The organism is Humisphaera borealis, from assembly GCF_015169395.1.
Taxonomy (GTDB): domain Bacteria; phylum Planctomycetota; class Phycisphaerae; order Tepidisphaerales; family Tepidisphaeraceae; genus Humisphaera; species Humisphaera borealis.
Genome location: NZ_CP063458.1, coordinates 4,034,087 through 4,057,822, shown reverse-complemented (window position 1 = coordinate 4,057,822; position 23,736 = coordinate 4,034,087). Strand labels below are relative to the sequence as shown.

Here is a 23,736-nt window from a genome sequence, read left to right as displayed (position 1 = left end):
TCGCCCCCCGCTGCGGACTTCCTTCCGCAGCTTTTTCGTTCGGCGTTCTCTTCCCAATCCCCGCCGCAATTGGACTTACGTGAATCGGCAGAACCTGCTGCTTTTCTGCTGCGAAGCCGGCCACCTCGGTGGCCGATGTCCATGCCAATACCCGTGGGTTTGCCATGCGAAAGCTGACTGATACGGCAAAGCACGGCGGATGTAACGCTGACCGCGAACTCCCCATTTGCCTTCGGCAACCACGGCGAAGAGTTGACGATACAGATTCAGGTGCGGAACCTACTTGGGTTGAACTCTGCCCTATGCTCGCCTTGGTGGAAGGCGGATTAAGGGACAACCCAAGCGAAACGAACACTCCAATACGGCTTTGGTACGGATTTGCGTGTGCCTACGTTTCGAAATGTACCGTCTCGCCGAAGAATTGCGCACCACACTGCGCCACCGTTTACAACGGCTTCAGGCGTCGCTAGAATCCCGCGAATTCAAGCACTATTCGTGCTTTTCGTGGCTGGCGAATTCGTGCCTTCCAAGCTTCAGGTTGAGGGTTCGACTCCTTTCGTCCGCTTTCGATTATTCAGCTCGGTTCCATTCATTGGATACCCATCTCATGCCACGCACTTGTGGCGTTCGACTGATTCTTTCGATACCCGGACTGCTCTGCGTCTGGCCGACCTGGGCGGCTGAGGGTGTTGCCGTTTCGTTTGAAGAGAAGATCCGACCGCTTCTGACTGAGCGGTGTATCACCTGTCACTCCACGGAAAAGCAGAAAGGCGAACTGGATCTGGAGCGGTTCGTCTCGATTGCCGACGCCAGGAAAGAGCCGGCGATCTGGCAGAACGTTCTGGACCAGATCGCCAGTGGCGAAATGCCGCCGAGGAAGGAGCCGCAGCTATTGGCAGAGCAGAAGACGCTGTTAATCACCTGGGCCAAGGGGACGCTTGATCAGATTGCACTGGCGAATGCCGGCGACCCCGGGCCGGTCGCGATTCGACGACTCTCGAATGTCGAATACACCAACACCCTGCGTGACCTGACCGGCATCGATGCTCTCGACCCGGCCAGAGAGTTCCCCGCAGACGGGGCGGCGGGTGAAGGGTTCACCAACGCCAGTGCGGCGCTGGTGATGTCGCCGGCGCTGGTTTCAAAGTATCTCGACGCCGCGAAAGAGATCGCGGGTCACGCCGTGTTACTGCCCGATGGGATTCGCTTTTCGGCAAGGACTACGCCACGGGATTGGACCGACGAGTCGCTGGGTCAGATCAGGGCGTTTTACTCGCGCTTCAGCGGCACAGGCAATGCGACCGCCGTGAATCTGCAGGGTGTAAAGTTCGATACCAATGCCGGCGGACGTCTGCCCGTAGAGCAATACGTTGCGGCGCTTCTGCACGAACGAGAGTCGCTGCGAGCGGGACAAAAAACCGTCGCCGACGTCTCCAAGGGTCACTCGCTGAACCCAAAGTACACGGCGATCCTTTGGGCTGCCCTGAATGACACCAAGCCGTCACTCGTGCTGGAGGGAGTTCGAACACGCTTCCGCGACGCGCCGGCGAATGACGCAAGCGCGGTCGTATCGGCCATCAGTGCCTGGCAGCAATCGCTTTGGCGATTTTCCAGCATAGGTCACATCGGCAAGGTCAACGGTCCGAAGGGGTGGCAGGAAGCGGTGTCGCCCGTTGCGGCACAGCATGAGCTGCGGCTGAAACTCACCCCTCCGAAAGATCGCGGCGACGAGAAGGTCTATCTTTCGATCACGCAGGTGTTCCACGACGGCCCCAAGGGCTCCGTCCTTTGGGATCAACTTCGGCTGGTCACCAAAGGTGGCAAGGACTTACTACTACGCGATATTCCCGGCGTCCTGCCTTCGGCCGTCCTGGTGCAGTCGGTGCCGCTGATTGAGCTCAGCATACCGGCGGCCGCGATCAAGGAGACTGAACTGGTCGCGACGGTAAAGTTGGCCGGGGATTGTGATCCCGAGGCGGCGATCCAGGTTCAAATGCTCGCCGCGAAGCCCGCCGAGGTACCGGGGCTGTCTGCAAGTAATGCCCGATCCGGTAACGCTCCCGGGCAATGGTCGGATAACAACCTTCGCACGTCTCATTCGGCACCGATCCTGGCACATGATGCGTCCGCGGCGGCGAAGCGCCTCGCGGCGGCATTTGACGACTTTCGCCGGGTCTTTCCTGTCGCACTCTGCTACACCAAGATCGTCCCCGTGGATGAAGTGGTGACGCTTACCCTTTTCTACCGCGAAGACGATCAACTCCGGCGGCTCATGCTCGACGACGAACAGTCGGCCGCCCTCGATCGGATGTGGAGCGAACTGCGATTTGTCAGCGAATCGCCTTTGAAGCAGGTCGATGCCTTCGATCAACTCTGGCAGTTCGCAACGCAGGACGCAAAACCTGAGGCGTTCGAGCCGATGCGGGAGCCGATTCGGCGGGAGGCCGAGGCGTTTCGGAAGCTCGCGATCGAAGTCGAGCCGCGACACGTACAGGCGGTGATCGATTTCGCCGACCGGGCCTGGCGCCGGCCCCTTGCGGTCGTAGAGCAGGACGAGCTGCGAAGCCTATACCGGAAATTGCGCGACCAGACATTGCCGCACCCCACGGCCGTCCGGCTGTTGATTGCCCGGGTTCTGGTCGCGCCGGCGTTTCTCTACAAGGCTGAAAAGACGAACCCTGGTGTCACGGCTACGCCGGTTAGCGATGAAGAACTGGCCAGCCGACTCAGCTACTTCCTCTGGTCGTCCTGCCCGGATGACGAGTTGCGACGGGTCGCGGCGTCGGGGCGATTGCATGAACCGGAGATCCTCGTCCGGCAGACTCGCCGAATGCTGAAGGATGCGAAGGTCCGCCGACTGGCAACCGAGTTCGGTTGCCAGTGGCTGGGTATTCGCGACCTCGACACTCTGAATGAAAAGAGCGAACGGCACTTTCCAACGTTCCTTGCGCTCCGCGGTGCCATGCAGGAAGAAGCGATCCGCTACTTCGCTGACCTGTTTCAGGAAGACCGCTCCGTGGTGTCACTGATCGACGCTGACCACAGTTTCATGAACGGCGACCTTGCCCGGCACTATGGCTTGATACCCGCGACCAACGACTGGCGGCGGATCGATGGGATTCGCGCTCGTGGCCGTGGCGGCGTGCTGGGGTTCGCCGGTACGCTGGCCCGGCAGGCCGGCGCGTCGCGCACCAGCCCCATCCTGCGGGGCAACTGGGTCAGCGAAGTGCTGCTCGGCGAGAAGCTGCCCCGCCCGCCCAAGGGCGTGCCCGTCCTGCCCGAGGAAGCGCCCAATGGCCTGACCGAACGCCAACTGATCGAGCGCCACAGCAGCGACGCCTCGTGCGCAAAGTGCCACCAGAGGATTGATCCATTCGGGTTCGCACTGGAAGGGTTCGATGCAATCGGCCGTGCCCGAACGAAGGACGCCGCCGATTTGCCCATCGACACGCACACCCGACTTCCGAACGGTCGTGAGTTGGACGGGCTTTCCGGCCTGCGGAACTACATCCTGACAGAGCGGCGGGATGACTTCCTTCGACAGTTCGCCCGCAAGCTCCTGGGCTATGCACTCGGACGAAGCGTGCAACTCTCGGATCAGCCGCTTCTTGATACAATGCTTGTTGATCTGAAGTCGAAGGACGACAAGGTGGGTGTCGTCGTCGAGCGTATCGTGCTGAGCCGGCAGTTCCGTGAGATCCGCGGACGTGACCTTGCCACCGGCAATTGAGGCAGCGGCTACCGGAGAACGCCATGGCCACCCACCACTACTCGCGTCGAACCTTCCTTCGTGGCGCCGGCGTCGTGATGGCGTTGCCCTGGCTCGAATCGAGATGTGTCTGGGGCGATGAACCCGGCAAAGCCAGGCCGGCCAGCGAAGCGCCGGTCCGGCTCGCGGTCCTTTTTTCGGGCAACGGGTTCCATTCCAAGGAATGGTGGGCCAGGGGTGAGGGCAAGGCAATGGAACTGGGGAAGGTGCTGGCACCCCTGCAGGATTTTCGGGAAAGGATGCTGTTCGTCCGCGGCCTGTTTCACGCCGAGGCGCGCAAGGGGAACATCCACAGTTCCCAGACCGGCAATATTCTCTCGGGTGCGCCGATCGCCTCCGGCGGCGACATCCGATCCGGAACCAGCTTCGATCAGCTGCTCGCTCAAACCTACGGCCGCTCGACCCGGGTGCCGAGCCTGGTGCTAGGGTGCGAACGATCAAACCCGGCGGTTCACAAGAACTACTCTATGCTCTACAGCTCGCACATCTCGTGGAGCTCGCCGACCACGCCAACGCCGCTGGAGCTCTACCCTGCGCTGGCGTTCGACCGGCTCTTCAAGGACGAATCGACGCCCGGCGACAGGAGCGTGCTCGACGCGGTGATGAATGACGCCCGCGACCTGCGGCGGGGTATCAGCACCAGCGACCAACGCAAGCTGGATGAATATCTCGATTCCGTGCGCGACGTGGAGACACGCATCGAAAACGCGGGCAAGCGCGGTGAGCTACAAGGCTGGCGACCCACGCTCGACAAGCCCAACATCCAGCGTCCCGCCGACGGCATTCCTCAGGATATCGCCGAGCATATGCACATCATGTGCGACCTGATGGTCCTCGGATTCCAGACCGACGCCACCCGCATCACGACGCTGAAGCTCAACAACGATCATAGCGCCCTGAGGTTCCCCAACCTGCCCAGCGTCCAGCAGGTCGGTCATGGCATCGATTACATGATCCATCACCTGCTGTCGCACAGTGACGGCCAGGATTGGATGAAGGTCAACCAGTTCTTCATGGAGCAGACGGCGTACGTTGCCCGCCGGCTCGACGCCATCCAGGAAGGCCCCCGCACCCTGCTCGACAACACGATGCTGATGCATTGCTCCAGCATGATGGCCGGGGCACGACACGACAACGATCAGCTGCCGGTGATCGTGCTCGGCGGAGGTGGCGGGCGCATCAAGGGCGGCCGCGTACTCGATTACAAAGACAAACCCGAACGCCAGCTCTGTCGCCTCTTCATGTCCATGATGGACAAGATGGACGTGCGGCCCAAGTCCTTCGGCGATGCGAAGATGGCCTTGGAAGATCTGTAGAATGCCGCAACCATCGCCCGCCGAAATACAGACGGGAGCGAGGTCATTGCGCCGCATGAAGGATCTGCGGCGCATCTTCGACCTGCGGTGTCGGGCCTCTCCGTACAGCAACGCATTTCGCACAACGTAAACCTTGATTCACGGCTTCATCAGAAACGCCACCAGATCGGCGAACTCGTCGGGCGTCATCAGTTCGCCCCAGTTGGCGGGCATGAGCGACAACTGCGATTCGGCTCGCTTCACGATGCGCTTGGATGCGATCGCAAACTCCTTGCCCTGGGCATCGGCGAACACGGTGGTCTGACCGTCGATCCGGCGTTGCAGGCCGGTGATGACGTCGCCGTCGTCCAGCGTCAGCACGCTGTAGCGGAACGCACCGTCGACATTGCGGCTGGGATCGAGGATGTCTTCGATCGTGCGATCGACGCCGCGCTTGCCGACACCGTCCAGCTGCGGGCCGATCTGCGCGCCATCGTTGCCGACGCGATGGCACGCGGCACAGTTCTTCAGGAAGACCGCCTTGCCGCGCTCGGCGGACGCCTTCGCACCCTTGTACTCGGCGATTCGGTCGTCGATCAGTTTCTGCACGGCGGCATCGGCGTCGGGGAGGCCTTTGGTCAGCGCGGCCACGCGGTTGTCGAGATCGTCCACGCCGGCGGCGCGAAGCTTGTCGCGAACGGTCTTGTCGAGCAGCAGGCGGGGAGACGCCTTGCCGGCGCCGATCGCGCCCATGAGCGCGTCAGCCCCCTGCCGCGTGCCGGACATTGCCAGCGCCAGCGACTTCTGCACGTTCTGCGGCGCGACGGTGATCGCCGTCAGCATCGCCGGGGCGGCGGCGGGATCGCGAACGTTGCCCAGCGCGGCGGCAAACCCCAAGCGAAGCGCCGGCGGCGCGGCGGGGTCGTTCAGCACGGCGACGATCGGTTGCACCGCGCCGGCGGGGTCGATCGCGGCGATCGCCCGAGCCGCCGAGACCCGAAGGGCCACATCGGCCGACGCCGACATCAGTAGGGTTCGCACCGGATCGGCGGCCGATTGCACCTTCATCGCGCCGGCCAGGTCAACGGCCCGGCCGAGCCGCTTGCGAAGGTCCTGACCGGAAGGCGGGATCGATGCGACGGCCGGCTCGATCCGGCCGAACGCGATCCAGGCGTAAGCGGTGCGCGTGTCGGCGTCCACGGCTTCGATCGCCACCTGCCGGCCGGCGACTTTGGACAGATCCCAGGTCGTCTGCTTTGCGGTGTCGTTCCGCGCAGCCGGCGCTTCAGCGAGCACCTCGCCGCTCGCGGCATCCACCAGCCGGACGAGGTTCTTGACCGGGTCCTTCGATGCCGGCAAACCGTTGTGACCGGCGATCCATAGCGACAGTTTCGGAGGAGCGGAGAAGGGCTTGGATCGCAGAACGCCGGTCAGCGTCTCCCCCTTCGGCAGGCTGCTCCAGAAGTCGGCCGAGACGCCATCAGCACACTTGCGCGACTGCGGTGTCCAGGGGTCGTCAAACTTCGGCGCGGCAGGATCGATCGGCCGGCTGGCCCAGGCGAGCGCGGCATCGGTCGAGCCCGCAGACGGACGCAGTACCTGCTCGACGACCTTCGTCGCCCATGTCCGCACCGATTCCGGCGTCGGTCCGCCGCGGGCCTGGAGCGCGGTTCGGATGTTCTCCAGCGCGTCGAGCTGCAGGTCGAAGTCGCCGGCGAATGTGGACTGCGCGGTCGCGGCGATGCGCTCGATGGAGGCGTCGTCGACGGCGAACTGCACGGCATGTCGCAACGCGCGGGCGGCCAGCGGTGCCGGGAGTGAGTCGCTCGCCACACTTGCCGCCGCGTACGCACCAGCCTGCGGCGACTGCACGCCGAGCGCGACCTCCAGCAGTCGAACGCGATTTTCCCTGGAAAGCGCCGCCACCTCCGGATTTGTGAGGTAGTCGGTGTGCGATAGCTGCTCCCGCATTGCGATCTTCAGGGCGTGAGCGAGGTGGGTGTCGGCGGGGTCGGTATCGGCGGCGGCTTTGAGCAATGGCGCGATCGCCGTCGCATGAGGATGAAGCGCCAAGGCCTCGGTCGCCGCCCGGCGGACGAGGGAAATGCCGTCCTTGAGTGCCTCAACCGCGGCAGTGCGCTCGCTGTCGGTCAACGACGTCTGCTCCGACAAAACACGCATCGCATGCAGGCGAATCGCCGGGTGGCGGTCCTGGGCGACTCGAACGAGTTCATCCGGTGTCAACTTACCCCAGCGGGCGAGCACCCACATTGAACCGATTCTTCGGACGACGTGGTCGTTCGCATTTGCCGCGAATGCGGCGCGCACCGCAGACTCCGACTTGGCCGGCCCTTCGTCGGCAAGACGATTCAACGCCGACAGCGCCACCGTCAGATTGTTGCCCCCCAGCAGCGTGACAAGCTCTTCCGGCGACGCCTTGGACATATCGGGCATCTTGGGCGGCGGGGCCGTGGTGGCGTCTCCTTTGTAGACGACCCGCCAGATGCGCCCGCTGGTGCGGTCGCGGCCGGGGTGTTTTAGATCGACCTCATAGTGCCCGATGATCTTGTTGTAAAAGTCGGCAATGTACATCGCGCCATCGGGGCCCAGCTTCACTTGTACGGGGCGGAACCAGGGGTCGCTACTGGTAAGAAACTCCGGCTGCTCGACGGCTCGCGGTGTGCTACCGGTTCGTTCGATCTTGTCGCGGTTGATGGTATTCGTTACCGGATTCCCGTTGAACAGATTGCCACGGTACTCCTCGGGAAACTGCTCGGCGGCATAGACCATCGTGCCGGCAATGCCCGTCGAGCCGTGGCCGTGCGGGCACATCTCCGGGCCGAAGCCCAGGCCGTCGTCAGGCTTGCCGAAACTCGGATAGACCGCGCCGCGCAGGAGCAGGTACTGCGGGCGGGTATGGCAATCCGCCGAATAGAGATTTCCGAGAGGGTCGAACGCCAGCCCGAACGGGTTGACCTGCCCGCGGGCGTGAAACCGGACCTTTGTCCCGTCAGGGGCGAACCGGTAGGTGTTGCCCGAGTTCATGGTGATCGTCGAGCCGTCGGTGCCGGTGACGACTGAATCGTTGCGAAAGCCATGGTTGGCGTAGACGTAGCCGTCGAAGCCGCGGACGAAGTTGTTCGTCATGCCGTGGGTGTCGACGTTGCCGAACCCGCCGAGCAGCTTTTCGCTCTTGTCGGATTTCCCGTCGCCGTCGGTGTCGTGGTAGCGGCGGATTTCGGGGATGGAGTAGACGATGGCACTGGACTTTCCGTCTGCGTCGCCGATCGGCAGCACGCCCAGGGGAATGTTCAACCCACTGACAAAGGTCGTGACCTTCTTTGCCCGGCCGTCATCGCCGAAATCGGACAGCACTTTCACGCTGTCGCGGCCTTTGCCGGCTTCGGCGGGCCAGGGGTATTCGAGGGTGTCGGTCACCCAGAGCCGGCCACGGTCGTCGAACGCGATGTTCATCGGCTTGGCGATGTCGGGTTCGGCGGCGACGAGCTGGATTTTAAAGCCCGGCGGAAGTTTAAACGTCGCCTGCTGCTGCTGGGGCGAGAGTTTTTCGGTGGGGGCGACCAGCGTGACCGGCGCGGCACGAACGCCGATCGCCGCGAGGCCGAGGAGGATCATTACGGCGAACATGCGAGCGATGACTCTCGTGCAAACCATTCGACCTCCTGCTGAACCGACGACCTGAATTCGTACTCCAACGCTCTTCCGATTGCAGGCCCAACGGGCCGACATTCTATAGCCCAGCCCATGGGGCTGGGTTGTGTGATCCTAAAGGTCATCAGCGCTGAAAGGGCGAAGTACGGACCACGACCGTACCCGTATCGCGGCCCGTCAGGCCTTCGCGTCACTCGAATGCTGACCCAGCCCGCTGGGCTGGGCTATAGAATTGCGACCCTTCGGGCCTAAGGACCGCGCCCATCGTCTCCGATTCCCGACGCGCGATCACAACCTTGCTGTCCACAGTTTGCAATCGTTTTATTCACAACCGCCTAATCAGGGTGCAACCCGGCCGAGCATTGGTATGATGTCGCGTTTCCGGTCCGGCGCTGGTGTGGCGGCCGATCGGTGCTGAAGGATTCGGCGGCCGCTTCGCGGTGCAGGAGCTTTGCGGATGTCTGTATTGCAGGATTACTCGCACGATTTCCCGGCGGACGTAAAGCACCGGGGGGACGAGTATTACCGACAGGGTCGCGTCAAGATTATCGACGGCGACAGCTCCTTCGTCGAAGGAGAGATTGAAGGCAGTCGGCTCTACCGCGCATCGATCGATGGCGACCACGACGGCATTACCTACGATTGCACCTGCGAATACTTCGACGAGAACGGCCCCTGCAAGCACCTGTGGGCACTTGCACTGGAGGCCAACCGGGCTCAGCGACTCCCCCTCCCGCCCAGGCCCGTCCAGGCCCCCGTCGGCGACGACGAAGAACCCGAAATGCCTCGCGTTCAGGATGACTCCGAGAGTGCCGACACCCTGGAGGACGAAGACATCGACGGCGACGCCCCGGGCCTGCCGCCGACGCGCAACCAGCAGTTCCCTCCCCTTTCCGATCTCCGCCGGATGACGCCCGCCGAGTTGCTCAACGCGATGCGTAACGGCTCGCAGAACAACGGCGTTCAGAACACCGGCCATCAGATGATCGGGCGGGGCAATCCGCAGGGTTTCGTACGCACGCCAGATATACGTAATGCCGAAGACCTCTGGAAAGCGCAGCTCAGCCGGCTCAGCGAAGCGATGCGGATGAACCCCGTATCGGCCCCGCGTCCGCTGAGCTGGCCGCAGGGCAGGCGCGTTTTGTACGTGATCGACGCCGAGGCCACGCTTGATTCCGGCCTCACGATCCAACTCATGCACGAAACGCCGAAGCGAGACGGCGTCCTAGAACGCCCCAAGCCGCTTCGCCTGACGCAAAGTCAGATCTCGCAGCTTCCCGACCCCACCGACCGGCACCTGGTTCAGCTCCTGGAAGGCACCGGCCGCAGCGGCTACGGCTACTACGACGCGCCGCTGGAAATGGAGTACGAGATCGATCCGTCGGCTTACGAAGATATTCTTCGCGCGGTTTGCGCCACGGGTCGATGCCGCCTGGCCCCGCGCGACGGGCGCAGTCTCGCTTCGCTCTCCTGGGACGAAGGCCCCCCGTGGGAGTTCTCCCTCCGCATTCAGCCAAGCCCCGGCGGACGATATCTCGTCCTCGAAGGCGCGCTGCATCGACAGATCCCGCTGCACCCCGATATCCTGGATAGCGACGAGTCGGTAGACGATGAACCCGACATCGGCGACGACGCCCCGGCCGACGAAATTGCCACAGCCGACGCCGGATCATCGGCAGCGGCGGTTACAGACGCTTCGGAACACGTGCCCATGCAGAGTTTGGCGCTCGCCGAGCCGCAACTGCTCCTCAATGGCGCAGGCCTTGGTTACGTGTTCCTCAACAGCCGAATCTCCAGGTTGCAGCATTACGACGCCTTCCCGCTGATCGCCGCATTACGATCGGGGGAGAAGATCAGCGTTCCGCTGGACAAGCAGCAGGAACTGATGAAGACCCTGCTGAAGTTCCCGCGTCTGCCGAAGCTCGAACTGCCGCCGGAACTGGACATCCGCCAGATCTCCCCGGAGCCGCGGCCGAGGTTGAAGATCAGCTCCGCGTCGGGCAAGGCAGCCGTCGCCGGGGCTCGCGACGGGCTGATCGCAAAGCTGACGTTCGACTACGACGGCGTCATGATCGACAGCGGCGAGAAGAAGGCCGCGATCATGGTGGAAGACGGCCAGACCCTCATCCGCCGCAACGCCCACCGCGAGGCCGAGTTCCTCGCAGAACTCCCCGCCCTGGGCTTCCGCGACGACTACAACTACTGGAACAGCACCCGCGAGCTTCGGCTGCCGCTGAACAAAATGCCCAAGGCGGTCGGCGAGCTGACGCGCAAGGGCTGGACGGTTGAAGCCGACGGCAAGCTCTATCGCTCGGCCGGGCAGGTGAATGTCTCGGTCTCCAGCGGCATCGACTGGTTCGAGCTACGCGGCGACGTCAGTTTCGACGGCATGACCGCGTCGCTGCCGCGACTGCTGGCGGCGCTCCGCAAGGGCGAGACCGTCATCAAGCTGGACGACGGCACCTTCGGCCTGCTCCCCGAAGAATGGCTCAAGAAGTACGCCGGCATCGCCGGCATGGGCGAAACCGAAGGCGATCACATCAAGTTCAGCAGCCGGCAGATCGGCTTCCTTGATGCCATGCTGTCGGCGTTGCCCGATGCCCGGTTCGACGAGACCTTCAGCAAGGCCCGCGACGAGCTGATGCGATTCAGCGGCGTCGAGGCGATCGAACCCCCGGCCACTTTCATCGGCACCCTCCGCCAGTACCAGAGCGAAGGCCTGGGCTGGATGAAGTTCCTGCGGAAGTTCGGCTTCGGCGGCGTGCTCGCCGACGACATGGGCCTGGGAAAAACGGTGCAGGTGCTGGCGCTGCTCGAAGCCCGCCGGCGCGAACGCGTCGCAACCCCCGACGCCCAGGGCAACGTCCCTTCGACGTTGCAGGGCACGGCGAGCGGGCCGTCGCTGGTGGTCGCGCCACGCAGCCTGATTTTCAACTGGCGGCAGGAAGCGCTCAAGTTCTCGCCGAACCTGCGCGTGCTCGACCACACCGCCGTCGATCGTGTCCGCTCCGCCGACCACTTCAAAGATTACGACCTCGTGCTGACAACGTACGGCACGTTGCGGCGGGACATGTCGTACTTCCGGGACATCCGCTTCGACTACGCGATTCTCGACGAGGCGCAGGCGATTAAGAACGCCTCGAGCGAAAGTGCCAAGGCGGCCCGCCTCGTACAGGCTGATCACCGGCTGGCCCTCTCGGGCACGCCGGTGCAGAACCATCTCGGCGAGCTCTGGAGTCTGTTCGACTACCTGAACCCCGGCATGATGGGTTCGGTCGGCGTATTCCGCGATCTGTCGGCGGACGCGGCCAACCGCGACGTTTCCGCCCGCGAGTTGCTGGCCCGCGCGCTTCGGCCATTCGTTCTGCGTCGAACCAAGGAACAGGTCGCCAAGGATCTGCCCGAGAAGCTCGAGCAGACCATCTACTGCGAACTGGAGAAGGATCAGCGGAAACTGTACGACGAGCTCCGCGATCATTATCGAACGAGTTTGCTCGACCGCGTCGCCAAGGAGGGGATGAACAAGGCCAAGATCATGGTCCTGGAAGCTCTCCTTCGGCTTCGCCAGGCGGCGTGCCATCCAGGCCTGATCGACAAGAAGCGGTCCAAGGAGCCGTCGGCGAAACTGGAAACGCTGATGGAACGCATCGCCGAGGTGGTCGACGAAGGCCACAAGGTGCTGATCTTCTCGCAGTTCACGAGCATGCTCGCGATTGTGAAAGAGCGACTCGACGACCAGAAGTTCGTCTACGAGTACCTCGACGGGCGAACCAAGGACCGCCAGGCGCACGTCGACCGCTTCCAGAGCGACCCGGATTGCAAGCTGTTCCTGATCAGCCTGAAGGCCGGTGGCGTCGGTTTGAATCTGACGGCGGCCGACTACGTGTTCCTGCTGGACCCCTGGTGGAACCCGGCGGTCGAGGCGCAGGCCATCGATCGGGCGCACCGTATCGGCCAGGACAAGCGTGTCTTCGCGTACCGCCTGATCGCCAAGGACACGGTGGAGGAAAAAGTTGTTCAGTTGCAGCAGAGCAAGCGTGAGCTGGCCGACGCGATCATCAACGCCGACAACAGCCTGATTCGCGGGCTCAGCCGCGAGGATCTGGAGATGTTGCTGTCGTAGCTGGCAAACGTCAACTGCGTATCGTCATCGGTCCGACGGCATGGCCGCCGGACCGATGCTATTATGGGCGATTGTCGGGAAGGTCGCGGAAGCACCACGGAGAACGACAATGTCCGTCCGAATCATCTACCACGGCCATTCCAACGTCGAAGTTCATCACGGCGAACACCGCATTCAGTTCGATCCGTTCTACGACAACAACGGCGTCGCCGATTGCAAGGCGAAGGACGTCAACCCGACGCACATCCTGCTGAGCCATGCCCACTTCGATCACACCGACGACGCCGAGCCGATCGCCCGGCGCACCAGCGCGGTCATCGCCGCCAACTACGAGATCGCCACACACTACGAAAAGAAGGGCCTTAAGACCGAGGCAATGAACCATGGCGGGTCGGTGAAGTTCCCCTGGGGCAAGGCGACGCTCACCCTGGCGTTCCATACCAGCAGCTTTCCCGACGGCAGCTATGGCGGCGAGCCGGCAGGCTGGGTGATCGAGATCGGCGGAAAGACAATCTATTTCGCCGGCGATACCGCCCTTTTCGGCGACATGAAGATCATCGGCGAACTCTGGAACATCGACCTCGCATGCCTTCCCATCGGCGACCGCTATACCATGGGCCCGAAGCATGCCTTGCTCGCCGCCCAGTGGCTGAACGCCAAGGCGGTGCTGCCCATCCACTACAACACTTGGTCCCCCATCGCCCAAGACGCAGCCGCATTCGCCACCGAACTCAAAGCCAGGGGAATCGTCGGGCTCGCACTCGGACCCGGGGCGTTCGTGGACCTGTGACCTTACGAGCGGTTGATCCGCTCAAACTGACGCCGCTGAGCCTGTCTCCGCCATACTCGTATTGAACAGTCGGCATATCTCGCAGGCGTGGTAACGGGCTGGCAAAAGCGGCGCGATTTCTTGACTCGCTTGCGACATATTAATAAGGTCGTACTTGCGTCGGGGTCATCCCCCGGAGAAGGCCCCCCCCCTCCTTCTCCACCCCGGCGCACTTTTAAAAATAAACCGGGCGACCTTCGGGTCGCCCGGCTCTTTTTTTAGGTTCATCTCCCAACTCCGGGGAACGCCTGGCGGATCTTGAGGAAGAAATAGGCGTCGTCACGATACCCGTAGGCCATCCGCTTGATCACCTTGATCTTGTTGTTGATCCCCTCCAGCACGCTAGTGTTCAACGGGAATCGGCAGTGACTCAGGATCCCCGGCAAGTATCCCTTGAGCTTCCCGGCGAACCGCTTCAGCGGATCGATCCGGCTGCGGATCGCTCTGCCGTACCACTCATCCCAGAACTGCTTCGCGTAGCCCACGTGCCGGTAGAACCACAGCTCTTTCAGGTCGTCCTTCAGCACATAGACCGCCGCCAGCTTGCGGTTGGCCTTGAGCAGTTCCGCCAGCCGGATCCGGTCCTGCTCCTTCTCGATGTTGTCGGCGTTTCGCAGCAGCAGCCAGCGTGAGCCCTTAATCACCTTCCGCGCCGGCTTGTCGTCTTTCACCTTGTTCGCCTCGTCCACGCGGACCCGGTCCACCACCTCACGCCCGTACTTGGCGACGACGTGGAACAGGTCGTACACCACCTCGGCGTTGGGACAGTGTTCCCGCACCTCCAGGTCGTACGCGGCGTTCATGTCCATCGCCACCGCCACGATCCGTTTGCAACGCTCGGGGCCGAGCAGTTCGAAGAACGGCCGGACCTCCTCCCGGCTGCGGCCGCGGCCCACCCAAAGCACGCGTTTGCAGTTCGGATCGATCACGACCGTCGCATAGCGATGACCCTTCTGGATCGCGAACTCGTCCATCGCCAGCTTCGTCACGCCGTCGAGGTCGACCGGTCCGAGCGTACGCGTGAGCCAGGCCTTGTCGATCTTCTTGACCGTCTTCCAGTTCAGCCCGAAGTAGTCGGCGACATGCTTGATCGGCAGCACCCGGCAGAGCTGCGCGACGCTGCGGGCCATGCGGGTGGTCACGCGGGCGTAGGGCTCCAGCCAGTCGAGCTTCTCGACCTTCGGCCCGCAGTCCGGACAGGCGACGCGAACGCGATGCACCAGCAGCCGGGTCATGGCGTCGAAAATCGGCAGATCGTCGACCCAGCGTTCAGCGGTATCATGAATCGAGCGACAGGTCTTGCCGCAGCCGGAGCAGACGCGGGGGTGGTCGCGGACGGGATGGAGTTCCAGGTGAACTTCCGGAAGGGTCGGTCCGTGCTGGCCGGGTTCGACGCGTCCGACGGTCCCGAGCGTATAGCCTTTCCAGCCGCCGAGGAGGGCGGTAAGTTCTTCGATCGACAACGGCAGCCTCCTGCGTCTTGAAGCCTGGTAACTCCAAGATACGCAGCGGCTGCCGTTGCTCTATTCCTATCCTTCACTCCCCGCAGATGGGAGAAGAACCTTTTTTTATCGGGTCAGCCTCACGGTCTTGGCAAAACCGTCATGGCCTCAGCACGATTTTCCCGAACGCGCCACTCGGCTTCATCACTTCCTCGTGAGCTTTCGCGGCCTCGGCCAGGGCGAGCGTCTGACCAACGATCGGCCGGAGCGATCCGTTCTCCAGACCGGCCACCAGTGCCGAGTGAATGGCATGAAGATCACGCTCGGTGGCGTTGAAGAGCGTCATGCCGCGAATCTCGGCATCGCGCTTCATGGTTTCGCGGGGGTCGATCTCGATCTTGCCGCGATTGCCGATGACGACCACCCTGCCGAACTTGGCGAGCACGGTCAGGTCCTTGGCGAGATTGACGTTGGCGAGCATCTCGAGAATGAGGTTTACGCCGTTGCCGCCGGTGAGAGACATCACCTCGTCGAGATAGCCGGACGCGGTGTGATCCAGGGCATGGTGCGCGCCTTCCTTGAGGATCATCGAACGGCCTCGCTGGCTGCCACCGGTGCCGATCACCCTTAGCCCCATCGCCCGGGCGATCTGAACGGCCGCAACGCCCACACCACCGGTTGCACCATGAATCAGAAGTGTTTCACCCGCCTCGGCTCGTGCGCGATGGCGCAGCGCCTGGTACGCGGTGGCGTAAGGAACACCCAGCGCGGCACCTTGTTCGAACGACACCGATGCCGGCAGCGGATGCACACCGGCCACAGTACACAGTGCCTTCTCGGCATAGGTTCCGCTGACAGCAGTGCTGACGTAAACCCGATCGCCGGGCTTGAACGCAGTCACGCCCGGCCCGACCGTTTCGACCACGCCAGCGCCATCGCTGCCCGGCGTATAAGGAAAGGCGCGCGGGCCGTAGATGCCCTTGCGGACATAGGTTTCGACGGGATTCACGCCGATCGCGTGCAGCTTGACGACCACCTGCCCCGCCGCGGCGACGGGATCGGGGACCTCTTCAAGTTTGAGCACTGAAGGCTCGCCGAATTCGGAAACGCGGATGGATTTCATGTCGGGATTGTAGCTCCGGTCCTCTCGCCCATGTACTTAGGGGAGAGGGGAACCAATCGCCATGATTTTCGCCGCTGCGTCGGTCAGGTCCTTCGCGATGTAGTCGACGAAGGAGAAGTCCTGATCTCGCGTGTGTTCGCTGGGGACAGCGATCGTGTACGCGCCCGAGCTTTTGCCCGCGCGGGCACCGTTGCTGGAGTCTTCCAGCACCACGCAGTGTTCCGGCTGCATGCCAATCTGCTTCATCGCCTTGTGGTAGATCTCCGGGGCGGGCTTGCCGTTGACGACGCCTTCGCTCGTCTGGACCGCCTTGAAGTAACGAACAAAGTTCAGCCGGGCGTCAATGACATCGACGAAGTACCGCTTGGCGCTGGTGGCGATCGCGAGCGTGTAGACGTCGCTCAGGCGATCCAGCGTTTCGAACAGCCCGGGCATGGGCGTGGCTTCGGCGCGAAGGATTTCATAGACCCGCGCGTCGCGCTCGGCAAGCAGAGCCAACGGATCGACCGCAATATCCGTCTCGGTGGCAAACACCGTCATTGAATCGATCGGCGAACGCCCCATCATGCGACCGAGGGTCGCGTCCTTCACCGTCTTGCCGTACCGATTCGCCACCTCCCGCCCCGCCTGCCAATAGACCCGCTCGGAATCGATCATCAGGCCGTCCATGTCGAAGATCACTGCTTGTATAGGCATGGCCGAAGGGTAGGCGATTTCGGGGGAGTAGTCAGCAGGCGGTAGGCAGACACCGGAAGCTAGTAACCGGAAGTCGGCATTGTATTTCTGCCTACTGGCTGCTGACCCTGACTACTTCCGCTTCAGTTCGAACAAGTCGTTTGTTCGGCAGTACCAACTCGGAGCGTGCATCCGGCCAATCGCCTGAATGGCCTCGGTGCGGACGTACATCTTGTCGCGGTCGATCAGCTCGTCACGAATCTGAATGTGAACGACTTCTCCCATGACGATCCGGTTCTCGCCGATCTCGATCGTCTGGACCTCGCGGCACTCCAGGTGCACCGGCGACTCGGCGATGCGGGGCGGGCGGACTTTTACCGACGGCTCGGCCGTAAAGCCTGCTGCCGGCAGTTCGCTCTGGCCGGGCGGAAAATCGGTCGCGCAGACGTTCATCCCCGCCGCGGTCGCTTCGGTGACGACGTTGACGACGAACTCCCGCGTCCGGCGGATGTTCAGCGCGGTGTCTTTCGGTGTGCCATCGGCCCGGTCGCCGATCCCGAGCACGACGATCGGCGGTTCGGAGCCCACGACATTGAAGAAGCTGAAGGGTGCGGCGTTCACGACCCCGGCGTCGCTGAGCGTCGTCACCAGCGCGATCGGCCGGGGGACGACGAGGCAGGTGAGAAGCTTATAGCGCTGGGAGGAAGTGAGGGAGGCGGGATCGAGGTCCATGGCTCGGAACGATGGTAGTGCATCCGATCAGCTGATTCACCTCAGCCACGGATTCCAATACCAAACCCCGGCCTCTTAGCGGGCCGGGGTTTGGCAAGTGATGAGGTGCTGCAACGCTGGTGCTACTCGATCTTGCATCGGCGATGTCGTCGAAGGGCCAGGAGACCAGCTGGGACTATAAGGCCCAGCGCGGTCGGCTCGGGTACGGCGAAGAACGCAAAGCTGAATGCTGCTACTCCCGTGCCGGCGTCCTGAAGCCCGACGCCGGGAAGATCGCGAGTCTGGATCTCGAATCGGCTGTTGATCGGGTCCCATTCGTAAGTCAGCAGGTTGTCCGGCGTGTTGCCGGCGGCTTCTGCGTTTGCCGTGATCATCAACGTTCCCGTGGCATCGGAATGCCCGTTGACAGTCAAATACCAAATGCCTGTGGGCCCCTTGGTGATCGAGTAGGCACCACTGGATGTGCCTGCGACGGCGGTTCCGTCGTTGAGGACTCGGCCCATCGCAACGACATTGGGGTCGTCAGCTGCGACGTAGACGAATGCGACATAGTCCTGCTCGAACGAAGCACCGTTCGCCCCGTTGTCGTGGCTGAGAACGGTAAACGTACCGTCGGCGTTGGCGCGGGTCATCGCGTAGTTGTCCTCATTCTTTCCCCCCGTCGCCAACAGGATTCCGCTGGCGCTGGAAGCGAGGATCGGCCCGGAACGGGTATTTGCATTCAAGGTCCGGAAGTCGATCAGGGTCTGACCGGGGGCGGGCGTGGTCGCGGTGCTGAGGTCGACGACATGCGTCCCGAGAACCAAACTGGAAGTCGCGGAGGCGAGCTGGTCGTTCGGACCGCCATTGGTTCCCGCAGCATTCCTCAAATGGCCGCCGAGGTACTCCGTATAGGGGAAATAGGCCGCCGCGACGTTGATATTGAACTCATCACCGCCTGCATCCGTGGCGTTAGACGAGTTGAAGACCGGTACAAACCAACCGGCTCCTACTCGATCAACCGCGGTGGACGCGAAGCGGATGCCACCGAATGGAGCACCGTCCGCGCCCCCGAGACCCCCACCAACGGCGTCGTTGTCGCGGCCGTTCTGTCGCACATGGCTCATGACGATGCCGTCGGCATAGGTCATGTTGAGTGACAGGTTGTAGTCGCCTCGGTTTCCACCGTTTAGTCCGAAGCCCGGCGACGCCACGGGGGTGGAAAGGCTAATTGACGTGGCCAGGTTGCCGCCATCATTCTGGACGACATTGATCTGGCCATGAATCACCGCAGCTCGAGAGTCGGCTGCGCACAAGAAAAGACCGGCGGCAACGGTTCCGCAGGCCAAACAGATTCGACGCATCATCTTCTCCCTATACGAATCGCTACGAGCTGTGAGCCGTCATCAGCTCACACTGTTCGATTAGGGAGATTCCTATCTTCACGTTCGAGTAGCGTGACCGCTTATTGAATTCGCCACAAAGAACGCGTTAAACATTGATTAGCAACGATGCTGGACAAAAAGAAACAGGCGAGCTACTTATGTAGACTTGCCTGTTCCATTGATTGTTGCGAAGGAAATCAGATTACCGTGCTGATGCCGATCCGCTGATGCCCGCCTTCTTCATGAAGTCGTCCAGCAGCGCCTTGCGGGCGACTTCGAACTTCTCCCGCGCCGCGTCATTCTTCGGCTTATCCTTCTCAAACTGAGCCTTGTCCTTCTCATACTTCGCCAAGTCGGCGGCGTACTTGGCCGGGTCCTTCTTCTCGTCGGCCTTGTTGGGGGCCCGGGGCTCGCGAAGGTCCGGCGGAGCGGCACCGCGAAGGGCGGTGATCTTCTCGGCCGACGCCATCAGCCAGTCTTTGTCGGCGCCTTTCAGCTTCGTGGTGATCGCCGATGCCGTCGGGCCGCCGGCCGGCTGGCCTTTTCCGTCGGGTCCGTACGCGATGAACGAGTGGATCGTCCAGAGGGCCTGCACCTCGGGGTTCGGCTCGGTCGGGCCATCGGTCTGATGGGTAACGAACTTCACCGCTTCGACGATCTGCTCCTTAAACCGCGCATCGTCCCACGTTGCCGGGGTGTGTCCGAAGTTGGTGTAGAACATCCGGCCTTTGCCCACCTGCCGCACCCAGGTGATCGGCACGAGGTACGGCTTTTTCAGCGGCGTGCCTTCGAAGTCCAGGCTCTGCAGCACGCGAACGGCCTTGGGGTCGTAGTTGGCGTATTGGTAGATTTCGTCTTTGTGGTCGGCCGAAGCGCCCCACATTTTTGCCGTCGGATGGCCGACATCCCACGTCGCGACCTTGATCGCCGTCCCCTGGCCCCACGGATGGCCGGCAAACTTGCCGTTAATGAACGTCGTGTAGTCCATCCCCTCGCCGGTGTACTTCCAGCCGGTGTCGGTCGCCGAGTGAATGCCGATGAACCCGCCCTTTCCGCTGGCGAGCCAGTCCTGGACGGCTTTCCAGTTCTCCGGGCTGATCGGCAGCGCGCCCGTGGTGTAGAACGCCAACACGTCGATCTCCTTGAGCTTCTCGGGAGTGATGACCCTGGCATCCTGCGTGGGCTCGACCTCGAACAGGCCCGACGCCTTGCCGTAGGCCATCATCGCGACTTCCGACGACGCGAGTTCTTCACCCTTGCGCGTGACCGGCGCATGGCGGAAGCCCATCGACTGGGTCAGATATAGAACCTTGACCTTCTTGCCGTCGGGCCGCGGCGCGACGGTGTTCGGCGCGTCGGCGGCAAAAGCCGTCGCGGAAACGACGGTTGAAAGGCCGAGCGATGCCACGATCGCCAGGAGCTTTCGGCGTGTCGGGACGAACCAGGAGCGGGGGGGTTGCATAGTTGAACCTCTGTTGCAGCGTTTGGTGGGCGACGAATAACGACCTTCCGTCGCGTGACAGCGAAGGTGCCGCCTGTGTGTAATAGTCGCGCTAAGCCTCGGCGTTTCGAGCGAGATTCGGACCTCATCCCAATCTCGGCCAGCCAGAGCCCGGCGGGAAGAACGCGACCCAAGCGTTGCGCTCGCGAGTTACGCCTTCTTCATCACAAAGATGATGTGCACAAAGAGAGCAGGTTTCTAGCTACGCTTTGGCATGGGCGTAAAGCCACCACTCGTCATCTCTTACCTACGATTCTCACGCCCCGAGCATATGCGCGGCGACTGCCTGCACCGTCAACTTGATGCCTCGGAAAAGTGGGCGGCAGAACGTGGTATGAGGATTACCGATTCACTTCGGGACTTGGGCGCGATCGGGAGGGAGGAACGTGTTCGCGGGGCCAACGCGGGAGATCAGGGTGGCCGAGGGGCTCTCGAACTTGGCGGTGCGGGAGAACGCGCAGTAGGACGAGCCGACGGCGCTTCGTCCCCAGTCACCGGAACATTACTTTTTCGGTGCCTCGCGGACGTCTTCGGACTTGCGGACCGCATCAGTCATGACGCACCACTCGCCGAACTTGTCTATGAAAACCTTCGCCACGATCGTCCGGCGGTTGGCCAGCGTGGCGTCGTTGTAAAACGTCCGCTGGGTGTAGTCGATTAACGCCGCCGTCACCGTGGCGGCGGGCGGTATGCCGTCGATCTTGTCCTGCTCGTTCGTAGCGGCGGACGAGCCGATTTTGATCGAGTGGATCTCGACCGTCACCTTCTGGCTGGTGGCGCTGCCGGGCTTCTCGTACTGCCCCTGCATCGCCTTTTCCACGTCCGCGGCAGTCGGCACCGCGGCCTTGGCGGCCTCCGCCGCACGCAGTACGCACGCGGAGTACCCACTTGCCACCAGCACCAGTGTGATCAGCCCAATCGCTCGCATAAGGCAACTCCGTAGAACGTCTCTATGGGATCGGAGGGGACGTTAACGGTTGCGCCAGACGATGACAACCGGGTGACCCCGCGCGGGTGCCTGTCGCCGACTCACGCCTTCTTCATCACGAACAGGTGATTGAACCCCCGCAGGAAGTAGTTGCCCTCTTCGGCCGCCTTGCGGTAGTTGCCCATCTCCAGCGTCTTGTTGTGACGCGTTACCGAGATGATATCCACCGGCTCAAAGAGCTTGCGCAGACGGGCAAACAGCTCAAATCCCACCGGGTGAAAAACGCCTTTCCCGGCGCGGTGCTCGTAGCTGTCGCTGACGTACAACGCCATGTGACGTCCGGGCTTCAGGATGCGGTGGATCTCGCTGAAAACCTGCTCCATCGCGTCGTAATACTTCGTGCCGTCGGCAAGATCGAGCTTGCCGATGTCGCGCGGGTCGTCGCCATAGTCAAGGTGCGTTCCGTAGGGCGGATCTATGAAGACGAAATCGACTTTGCCTGTCAGCTCCGGCGGAAGTTTTTTGGCATCGACGCGAAAGATGTCCTTGCGGGTAGGATGGACGTCGTAGCCGAGCGCCTTGCGGTTGAGATCGCGGGCGACATCCAACGTGGTGCCGCTGCCGGCGAAGCAATCGACGACCATTTCCTTCTCGGCCGTGTATCGCTGCAGCAGGTTCCAGATGATGTAGCTCGGCGTTGCCCCCTTGTACCCGGGGATGCCCTGCCGGCCGTCGCCGTAGTCCTGGCTGGGGTAGTCCCACAGCGTGCTGACCTGAATCGCCAGCGGAGGCCGCTTGAAGCGGACCGGCGGTTTGCCGCCTGTGGCAGGGGTGGCGGGGGCACGATGGCTGGGCTTGGGTCGGTAAGGCATGGTCTGTGCGTCGGAGATTACCAGAACGCCCCTCCAAGTCGCGGGCATCGCCCTTCATGGGCCGCACCGGCCTCAGACAGGCGAGGACGCCCGCGGCTCCCAGGCCGCGTTCATCGCCGAATCGGAACCTTTCCTACAACTCGACCCACTCCACGCGATCCATCACGACGCGGTGCGCCGCACAAGCAACACCTTCTTCAATGAGCAACTGCTGCTTCTTCGGCAACCCGCCGGCAAAGCCGGTCAGACTTCCGGTACTTCCGACGACGCGATGGCACGGAACCCGCGGGGCATAAGGGTTCTTATTCAGCGCATTGCCGACCGCACGAGCCGCCCCTGGCGATCCCAGCGCCTTGGCCACCTGTCCGTAAGTGGCCACCTTTCCGGCGGGAATGCGGACCGTCATCGCCCAGACTTTCTGGTTGAAGTTCATTCCCGGAACAACACGACCGGCCAGGATATCGTCGAGAAACTGCATGGCGAAAGGATACCTAACAATTAGCCCCGCTGACAAGACGGGCAAAGCCGACTTACAATCCCCGCATGACACCAACCGTCGCCGAATCTCCGCCGACTGCCAGTTCACCGGGCGACGAGCTCCAGAATTTGTGCGAAGCGGGCTCCGAAAGCCTCGTGCAGATGCGCTATCTGGAAGCCGAGGCCGCGCTTTCGCGTGCCGAAGAGATCGCCTGGAACGCCCGCGACTGGGATACACTCGCCAGGCTGTACATGCCGCTGCAGGAAACCCGTCGACAACGGCGCCAGCGGTGCGGCGAGGGGATGGTCAAGCTCGACTGGATCAGCCAGGAATCCCAGGACGTCATCGACGCCGATACCGTCCTGCAGGCCCAGCCGGCCGGGCAGTTGCTCGTCGCCGGGTGGGGGACGATCGAGCCGGCGTTGAAGCTGCGATCGCTGGCGGCCGAACGGGGCCTGTACGTGGAAACGTTCCTGGCAGCGGTTTACCCGATTGTCGATTCGGCGATTCAGCCGGAGCATGCCGCCAAGGTGGTATTGATCGTCCCGACCGCCCAGACCCCGATCCCGGATGCCACGCCGCGATCGCCGGACGATTTGTCGAAGTTGTTGCCGCCCGGCGCACTGCTGATGAACGCCGACGCCCTGCCATCGGGCCAGCGCCCCGGCGATACTGGGACCTACGCCGAAGTGATGGCGCTGTGGGAACGACTACACCGCCCGTTTCTGACGGCTGCGGATGCCGAGCCCGACCCCGTCCGCCGAATGGCCGCCTATCGGCAGGTGATCGAGATCGATTACGCGTGCGAACTGGCGCACCAGCGCCTTTCCGACGCCGCAAAGCAACTGAACCGCGCCGTTTAGCGGTCGCACCGAAGGTGCACTCTTCTCTGATCTGTTATGCGACGCAGTTCCGTCCAGAAGTCATCCATCA

At 62.7% G+C, this 23,736-nt stretch carries 15 protein-coding genes; 5 read left to right on the top strand and 10 right to left on the bottom strand.

Features of this window, described 5'->3' with window-relative positions:
• Positions 1-607: 607 nt before the first annotated feature.
• Positions 608-3,730 carry a DUF1592 domain-containing protein gene (locus tag IPV69_RS15060; protein WP_206290513.1) on the top strand — a complete coding sequence of 1,041 codons (3,123 nt, stop codon included), beginning with the start codon at positions 608-610 and terminating at the stop codon, positions 3,728-3,730.
• Between the two features lie 23 nt (positions 3,731-3,753).
• Positions 3,754-5,085: a DUF1552 domain-containing protein gene (locus IPV69_RS15055; RefSeq protein ID WP_206290512.1), complete on the top strand. Its 1,332-nt coding sequence runs from the start codon at positions 3,754-3,756 to the stop codon at positions 5,083-5,085.
• A gap of 138 nt (positions 5,086-5,223) precedes the next feature.
• On the opposite strand, the gene IPV69_RS15050 is transcribed toward IPV69_RS15055, so the two are convergent.
• A complete protein-coding gene (locus tag IPV69_RS15050; RefSeq protein ID WP_206290511.1) occupies positions 5,224-8,712 on the bottom strand; it encodes a PVC-type heme-binding CxxCH protein in 3,489 nt (1,162 codons plus the stop codon).
• A gap of 481 nt (positions 8,713-9,193) precedes the next feature.
• Between IPV69_RS15050 and IPV69_RS15045 the strand changes: the two genes are divergently transcribed.
• Both IPV69_RS15045 and IPV69_RS15040 read left to right on the top strand, forming a co-directional pair.
• Complete coding sequence (locus tag IPV69_RS15045; protein WP_206290510.1) at positions 9,194-12,859, top strand: DEAD/DEAH box helicase; 3,666 nt, start codon at positions 9,194-9,196, stop codon at positions 12,857-12,859.
• 109 nt (positions 12,860-12,968) lie between these two features.
• On the top strand, positions 12,969-13,649 hold the full coding sequence (locus IPV69_RS15040; protein WP_206290509.1) for a metal-dependent hydrolase: 681 nt from the start codon (positions 12,969-12,971) through the stop codon (positions 13,647-13,649).
• 263 nt (positions 13,650-13,912) lie between these two features.
• Here the strand turns inward: IPV69_RS15040 and IPV69_RS15035 are convergent, their stop codons facing one another.
• From IPV69_RS15035 to IPV69_RS14995, 9 genes are all read right to left on the bottom strand, one after another.
• Entirely contained in the window at positions 13,913-15,151 is a 1,239-nt protein-coding gene (locus IPV69_RS15035) for an ISL3 family transposase (protein WP_206290508.1), read from the bottom strand.
• 139 nt (positions 15,152-15,290) lie between these two features.
• A complete protein-coding gene (locus IPV69_RS15030; RefSeq protein ID WP_206290507.1) occupies positions 15,291-16,253 on the bottom strand; it encodes an NADPH:quinone reductase in 963 nt (320 codons plus the stop codon).
• 36 nt (positions 16,254-16,289) lie between these two features.
• The gene (locus IPV69_RS15025) at positions 16,290-16,949 is read right to left on the bottom strand and encodes an HAD family hydrolase (RefSeq protein WP_206290506.1); all 660 of its coding nucleotides are present in this window, start codon (positions 16,947-16,949) and stop codon (positions 16,290-16,292) included.
• Positions 16,950-17,060: 111 nt separating this feature from the next.
• Positions 17,061-17,660: a flavin reductase family protein gene (locus IPV69_RS15020; protein ID WP_206290505.1), complete on the bottom strand. Its 600-nt coding sequence runs from the start codon at positions 17,658-17,660 to the stop codon at positions 17,061-17,063.
• A 122-nt stretch (positions 17,661-17,782) separates the two neighbouring features.
• A complete protein-coding gene (locus IPV69_RS15015) occupies positions 17,783-18,928 on the bottom strand; it encodes a hypothetical protein (protein ID WP_206290504.1) in 1,146 nt (381 codons plus the stop codon).
• 298 nt (positions 18,929-19,226) lie between these two features.
• Positions 19,227-20,486, bottom strand: coding sequence for a ThuA domain-containing protein (locus IPV69_RS15010; protein ID WP_206290503.1), 1,260 nt, complete (start codon positions 20,484-20,486; stop codon positions 19,227-19,229).
• 541 nt (positions 20,487-21,027) lie between these two features.
• Complete coding sequence (locus IPV69_RS27315) at positions 21,028-21,453, bottom strand: hypothetical protein (RefSeq protein ID WP_241179930.1); 426 nt, start codon at positions 21,451-21,453, stop codon at positions 21,028-21,030.
• 101 nt (positions 21,454-21,554) lie between these two features.
• Positions 21,555-22,325: a TRM11 family SAM-dependent methyltransferase gene (locus tag IPV69_RS15000; protein ID WP_206290501.1), complete on the bottom strand. Its 771-nt coding sequence runs from the start codon at positions 22,323-22,325 to the stop codon at positions 21,555-21,557.
• Positions 22,326-22,458: 133 nt separating this feature from the next.
• Complete coding sequence (locus IPV69_RS14995) at positions 22,459-22,803, bottom strand: MGMT family protein (RefSeq protein WP_206290500.1); 345 nt, start codon at positions 22,801-22,803, stop codon at positions 22,459-22,461.
• A 65-nt stretch (positions 22,804-22,868) separates the two neighbouring features.
• Here IPV69_RS14995 and IPV69_RS14990 point away from each other — a divergent pair, with 65 nt between their 5' ends.
• Positions 22,869-23,666 (top strand): hypothetical protein, encoded by a 798-nt coding sequence (locus IPV69_RS14990; protein WP_206290499.1) that lies wholly within the window; start codon positions 22,869-22,871, stop codon positions 23,664-23,666.
• Positions 23,667-23,736: the final 70 nt, after the last annotated feature.